The sequence below is a fragment of the Vibrio sp. M260118 genome, from assembly GCF_036533755.1.
In the GTDB taxonomy this organism is placed as follows: domain Bacteria; phylum Pseudomonadota; class Gammaproteobacteria; order Enterobacterales; family Vibrionaceae; genus Vibrio.
In genome coordinates this window covers 1-5,956 of sequence record NZ_JATABG010000216.1, presented here as the reverse complement: position 1 = coordinate 5,956, position 5,956 = coordinate 1, and the positions used below count along the sequence as shown (strand labels likewise).

Genomic DNA, 5,956 nt, shown 5'->3' with positions numbered 1-5,956 from the left:
GAAAATCGACAGGTCGGGTTGTTGATATTCTTCCTTTTCTGGTTGGGCGAATAGATTGTCCCAACCCTCAAAATCCATCCAATTGGTGTCTTCCGAACGTTGACGGCTCACTTCTACCAACTGGGCAGGGCGTTTATTGCCGTGTTCGTCTACCTCCGCAGGGCGGACTTGAATACTTGTTGCATCGTCGATGCGAATTGAACTGCCTTTTAGCAGGGCGGCTAGTGCCGCTTCATCAATATTTGGTGATTTATTCGCCCGTTTATTAACAGGGTCTAATAATCGGGTTAGCTGATCGCAGACCTGTACTTTCTCAGGCTCCGTACAGTTATTGACAGAACTCCGAGAGGAGCCAGAGGCTCCAAAAGCGGTCGCTTCGCTCCCAAGAGCGCACGCTTTAGCTTCATCGTTAACCTTTGATTTCTTCTGAATCGTCCAAACTTTGGTGCGTGTTTTGATGGTTTCTTCTGGTGTAGTGAAACCCTCAATTTTGCGCACATCTTCTCCATGTGGTGAAGCGAACGGCAGTACTTCATAAGAGTTCACGATCAGTAAGTCTTCACGCTTAACGAATGGGCCACCTTGCCCCATGATGTAACCTTGCCAGTTACCATGGTCAGCAGCTTTTAAAGTGTCTGTGATGCTTGCGTCTTCGGTCTTCATGCGTGACTGATAGCTATCACCAATCACTTTCATTAACTCTTCATTGGTGATCAGCTTGCTAGGTTTAATAGGCCCAACAAGATCACGCTGCAGCATTGAGTAAATAGTGAGTAGGTCGACACGCTCTTGCATGAAGAGGTATTCCATAAACGCTTTTTTGTTCTGGTTAGCGAAGCGGCGTAGTTCACGATAGGTCGTGACTGGTGCACCACCGAAGAACTGGAACTGGCGAATGTTCCAACGGCTTTTCCAAGCACTAACATTCTTCGCCATGTCTTTGACTGGCTTACCTGTTTCGTCCGAGATCTCACCGTCCATTGCAAAGCCGTCAATGTTCTTTGAAATGTATTTAGCGATGTAGCCCGTTGCGGTGCCTAACTCAGGATCAATAAAACCAAAATCACAACGTGGGCGGTAATCTAGCGGCCCAACATAAGTACCTTTGCGAAATGGTTTTTGCTTCTCTTTTTCTAGCTCTGGGTGCAGTTCGCCACGGTCTTCTTGCGTGGCGTAAGAAATGAAGATGTCACGCACTTGCATCACGTCTTCTGGTTTTACCCAGATAAGCAAATGCCAGTGTGGTGTGCCGTCATGGTGTGGCTCAGCGACACGAACACCAAACCAGCGGATTTCTTCACGACCTAGTTTGGCGCGGATTCGCTGCCATACGTTGTTTAGGTAAGATTGCGCATCACGTGGGCTTGCACCGTTCCAGTGACCAATAAAGCCGCCTTTCTTATATGAGTTGTGATACTTAGATGGAGTGGTCAACGTTAAGAACAGACCTTGCAAACCCAGCTCGTTGCCAATGTCTTCACAACCACGACAACGCACCATTAATTCATGACGACGAATAGCAGGGTTAGCCACACTCTTTTTGACCATATCCCATAGATCAGCTTCTTCGCCTGTTTCTTCATCTAATAACTGGCATTGCTTGATGTATTCATAGTTTGCGGTTTGCTGCGCTTGGTGCTCTCGAACGCAATCCCATGACGCATAAGGTGACGCTTTTGACGAAACTTGCCCCATAGCAATAGCTAGGTGCTCACGCATGATTTTGCGTGTTTTGTTAAGGCGTCCATACCACCACTTTTCATCTAGCATGCGTGAAATGTCATTTAGTGCGGTTAGGTCGGTTTGTTTCTTTTTCTTACGCGGTGGCGTCATACCAAAGTGACAGACAAATTCGGCTAGTTCTTCATAGCCGATCACCTCTGGCATTTCGTCTTCATCCAGTTCACGTTCAGATATACGGGCAGCGATAAGAGAAAATTTAGCCTTAGTGATTTGGCTAATTTTGAATGCCATGTCTTTAACTTCTGACGGTTCAAGTTCTGCAAGTAGTCGATTGACTGGCGGCTTACGATTCTTTTCTATTTGGTCAAAATCAAATCGCATCTGCTCTTTAGACATAAAGTTACTTTGCTCAGTGTCGTCATATTCTCCACTGAGCAAATAAACCTTTTGAGTTGTTGGAATAGCTTTGTATTGAGCAAGAACTAATCTTGCTCGCTCCATTGCAGGTTCCATTTTTTCACGAAGATATGTATTTGCTGCCGTCTTCCCTTTCTTAGAAAAAATAGCTTTATAGCGTTTAGCAAAATACTTAGTGATATAGATAGGCAGGTCACTAAAGAACTTTTTACTGGTTCTCCATGCGTGATCATCTGGATTGAGCTGATATAAATCACGTTCAATAAAGTTTTGTTCATCTGGTTCAATCGCTACTGGCTGATACCCATGAACTAAACAAGCGTCCCTCTCATCAATAGGATTAAGAGGGCGCATGTATATGTTGCGTAGAGGCTTAACCGATTGGTAATAGCCTTGCGTGAAAGTATTCAAAATGGGCAATCGTCCATAAACTCGTTGAACACTTCTGGGTTAGCCTTTTTCTCCTTATAGGTTTCCAACCTTTCCGCTAACGTCTCGGCTTCGCCTCTCTCTGTACCAATAAATTGAAAGAAAAAATTAATATTAGCGACAGTTAGCTGTGAGTTGTTACGCTCTGCTGTATGCCACTGCAGAGTTGTAAGCATCACCTTTTCTACTAGATTGTGCTTAGCTTCATGATTGAAGTTTTTATAAGCTTCAAACGAATGATAGGTGCAACTATTCGTCATCATTCGCTCAAGGCGATGACGTAGCTTGAATAGTTCTCGTGGTGGATAACAATCAACACGATCAAAGACTTCAATTAGTTCTACCGTGTATTTCTTTCCTTTCTCATCGAGCTTTTTAAGTACTGGTGCCAATGAACTCAAAAACACTTCTGCACCAGCCAAGGACCAAGCCGTTTGAACTTGTCCTTTCTTGCCAAACTTAGAGAAATAGCGACCGCTAATTTTGATTACATGAGCTTGCTTAACTGGGTTTTCGATACGTGGGATCATGCTGCCTCCAACTCTTGAGTTGTCACCAACATGTAACCACCTTTCCCCCGTCCCTTGCTGATAATGCCTTTCTCAACAGGGTGCATCACGCAACAGTCTAGAACGCTGCAAGCTTGGTTAACTGCATCAGTCATAGTTTCGAAATCACCAATCAAAACATTGGCAACTTCTTGAGTGTCCTCATGGCGGATAATTCCGCCATCTGGACAAAGAGCTATTGCTGCATATTGCATGAGACAGCCTCCGCAATAATAGGCCCATCAACTACGTTAAGTGCTCCCTCATCGTCAAACTGAAATAGTTTACCGCGGTATAAAACGCCCTCTTCAATGAAAAAGTCATTTGCCACCTCATCACATTTCCCTGCTTCTTCATGCAAGAAATCAGATACACGATCTTGTGCTTCTTGATACTTACTTGACGCTTCACGAGCTGCTTTTGCAGCTTCATCTTTTAATTCACAGCTATCAACCACGTTATCGAGTAGCTGCTTAATTTGGTCTGAAATAACTACTGAACACATAACCTACCCCTTATTTACCAATTACTGACAAGCAGTACTGTTCGAATTGAAAAAGTGCTTCATCGTCCCAACGGCCAAGATCACGCAAGGCAAGCATTTCAATAAACAGGCTGCGATTTTTCATATCTAACTGTGACCAATGGTGTAGCTGTGGCTTGGCGTTCTCGTTTTGATAAGAGCGGTACCAGCTCACATAGGTATGAGCGAAGAACACGCTTGCACGATCACCCTGCATTGCTTCTTTGATGTCAGCTAAAACGTCTTCTAGTGGGCGGTGTGTTTGAACAGGAGTTAGCTTTTTAGCGATAGCATCAAGCTGAATCACGATTTCTTCTTGTTGCGCTATGCTGCTTTTTTCAAAGCGTGCGGCAATCTGTTCAAATGACTGGTTGAATAGTTGTGCGTAGATGTTGCTCATGCTTCCACCTCTGCTTTTGCTTCGGCTTCTTCACGGGCTTCAATGATCAGCTCGGTAATTTCACTTTCGATTCTTAAAAGACGCTCAATTGGGCAATCACCTATTGGACAACCAACATAGAACCCATCAACAAGGCTGACTTCTTCACGGTATACAACTGGTGAAAGTGAGTATTCATCACCATCTGGTGACACTACCGACAATGGGCGGACACGAACAATGAATAGATTGCTGCAGCCACGGAATTGGGTGTTGATGTTTAATATGTCCGTATTAGCCATTGCTAGAACATTGATAGCATGAACAATGTCAAAGGCTTCTCTTTGCTTAAAGTTCTCTGCTAGCTCTTCTGCAATCACTTCAAAAGAACCTGACTTCATAGCTTTCGCTAATTCAGTAAGCTGCTTCTCTTCGCATGGGTTAAGAGTTAGTACATATTGCTTTGGCAACAGATTAGACAGCGCAAATGAAAGACGACGGTTTTGTTCTACCATCAGTTCATTGAATGTCTGTGACTTTTCTAAATTCTGCGTTGATTGTTCTAAAACGCTTTCTGCTTGAGCCAAGATTTTATTGGCTTGTTCTAGGTCATTCATCTTCTATGCTCCTACGCTAAGACGAAAAAAAGCCCCCTGTTACAGGGGCAAGGCTGGCTAGGTGATTAATTCACGTTGCAAATATCGGAGTGTTTCAAGCGGCGGACATCGCCCACTTTGCGGTCAAACTTCAACACCATTTCTTTTAAAAGCTGCATACCAGAACGGACTTTCTGCAGCTCTAAATCATCAAATGAATCGAATGAACGGTTGTAGTCTTTCGGTGACATACCACCTGCGATCAGGATTAACCCACGGCTGCGATCACTCATTTCGTCATACATCTTGCGAAGCTTTTGACGCTTTGCGCCTTTATCGAAAAGAGCTTTGCAAGCAGCAATACTTTCTAGTGCGCTTGGTGTACTTACTTGATGAACAGGCGGTTGTAGGTCTTGTTTATTAGCTAACTGACTCATGGTTGCTCCTTAGGCTAAGCAGGGGATAGGTGCACCATTAGCCAAAAAGTCTGTGCCCATTTGTACAAGTGGGTGCAAGCCTGTGGTGCGGTGTTCAAGGTCATTGATTAGCAAAACCAAGTTGCCTAAAGCAGCTTGTGCCTTGGCTAGTGTTTTGCGTTTGGTAGATCGCGGTAAACGCTCTGCGGTGCACATGGCTAACGCATCGCTAGAAAGCTCACCAGAATGGGTGTTTAGCTGTAGAACTCGTTCAAGCAGGTTCAGATCATCTTCTGCTTTTGGTAGTGGGATAGTGACCACCCCATCATCTGCAAATAACGTATTTACGATTGAGTAGTCACCAGAAACACGGCTGATAGAAGCAAGCACAACAGGTTTAAGCACGTGCGGTTGGTTTGGGTTCAGCATGTTGCGAAGCATAGTGCCGTTAAGTTCAAGCTTTCGGGCAATCGCTTCAACATCGTGATTGACAACAAAATCACAGCAAGCCGCATCAAAAGCTTGTTGTTTGCGTTCACGTAATACGCACATTGAGTTATTTGCGTCCATAACTAATACTCAATTGAAGAAGAACGGTACGAAAACGAAAGCCCAGCCAATTACTTCTAGCCATACTGGGCATTTGTTCGGGTATTTATCTTCCCAAGACTCACTCATTGCATCTTGCTGGGTGAGTTTGGTTTTAGGTGGGATAACCCCAAGCAGGGAACGGCTCATACTTGTTGCGCCGCTAGCTTTTCCATGTACTTCACCATGTTGACCATAATCAGGCCCTTGGTGTCTTGTTTAGGAACTACAGGAATGTTTCCAAGGTCTTTTTGACGGTCGAACGTAGATGAAGACATGCCAGTACGACGTAAAAATTCTTTTTTTGTGCAGATAGGCGCATCAATTGCTATTTGTAGCGTTGCCATAAGTGATATCCTACTTGTTTGAGATTATTT

General features: G+C 44.3%; 10 protein-coding genes. All 10 read right to left on the bottom strand.

Annotated features, from left to right (window positions below; all coding sequences use genetic code 11):
* A partial coding sequence (locus QTO00_RS13065) for a replication endonuclease (protein WP_331425199.1) occupies nucleotides 1-2,454 on the bottom strand: 2,454 nt, incomplete at its 3' end.
* Nucleotides 2,455-2,507: 53 nt separating this feature from the next.
* Nucleotides 2,508-3,059 carry a hypothetical protein gene (locus tag QTO00_RS13060; RefSeq protein WP_331425198.1) on the bottom strand — a complete coding sequence of 184 codons (552 nt, stop codon included), beginning with the start codon at nucleotides 3,057-3,059 and terminating at the stop codon, nucleotides 2,508-2,510.
* Nucleotides 3,056-3,292 (bottom strand): hypothetical protein, encoded by a 237-nt coding sequence (locus tag QTO00_RS13055; protein WP_124940841.1) that lies wholly within the window; start codon nucleotides 3,290-3,292, stop codon nucleotides 3,056-3,058. Before QTO00_RS13055 ends, QTO00_RS13060 begins: the two co-directional genes overlap by 4 nt.
* Nucleotides 3,274-3,582, bottom strand: a complete 309-nt coding sequence (locus QTO00_RS13050; protein ID WP_124940840.1) for a hypothetical protein — start codon at nucleotides 3,580-3,582, stop codon at nucleotides 3,274-3,276. The genes QTO00_RS13055 and QTO00_RS13050 overlap by 19 nt, the downstream gene beginning before the upstream one ends.
* A 10-nt stretch (nucleotides 3,583-3,592) precedes the next feature.
* A complete protein-coding gene (locus tag QTO00_RS13045; protein WP_031844044.1) occupies nucleotides 3,593-4,000 on the bottom strand; it encodes a hypothetical protein in 408 nt (135 codons plus the stop codon).
* The gene (locus QTO00_RS13040) at nucleotides 3,997-4,596 is read right to left on the bottom strand and encodes a hypothetical protein (RefSeq protein ID WP_331425197.1); all 600 of its coding nucleotides are present in this window, start codon (nucleotides 4,594-4,596) and stop codon (nucleotides 3,997-3,999) included. Before QTO00_RS13040 ends, QTO00_RS13045 begins: the two co-directional genes overlap by 4 nt.
* A gap of 65 nt (nucleotides 4,597-4,661) precedes the next feature.
* Nucleotides 4,662-5,012: a hypothetical protein gene (locus QTO00_RS13035; RefSeq protein ID WP_331425196.1), complete on the bottom strand. Its 351-nt coding sequence runs from the start codon at nucleotides 5,010-5,012 to the stop codon at nucleotides 4,662-4,664.
* A gap of 9 nt (nucleotides 5,013-5,021) precedes the next feature.
* Nucleotides 5,022-5,561: a phage regulatory CII family protein gene (locus tag QTO00_RS13030; RefSeq protein ID WP_331425195.1), complete on the bottom strand. Its 540-nt coding sequence runs from the start codon at nucleotides 5,559-5,561 to the stop codon at nucleotides 5,022-5,024.
* Nucleotides 5,562-5,570: 9 nt separating this feature from the next.
* The gene (locus tag QTO00_RS13025) at nucleotides 5,571-5,729 is read right to left on the bottom strand and encodes a hypothetical protein (RefSeq protein WP_331425194.1); all 159 of its coding nucleotides are present in this window, start codon (nucleotides 5,727-5,729) and stop codon (nucleotides 5,571-5,573) included.
* Nucleotides 5,726-5,926, bottom strand: a complete 201-nt coding sequence (locus QTO00_RS13020) for a hypothetical protein (RefSeq protein ID WP_029856908.1) — start codon at nucleotides 5,924-5,926, stop codon at nucleotides 5,726-5,728. Before QTO00_RS13020 ends, QTO00_RS13025 begins: the two co-directional genes overlap by 4 nt.
* Nucleotides 5,927-5,956 lie beyond the last annotated feature (30 nt).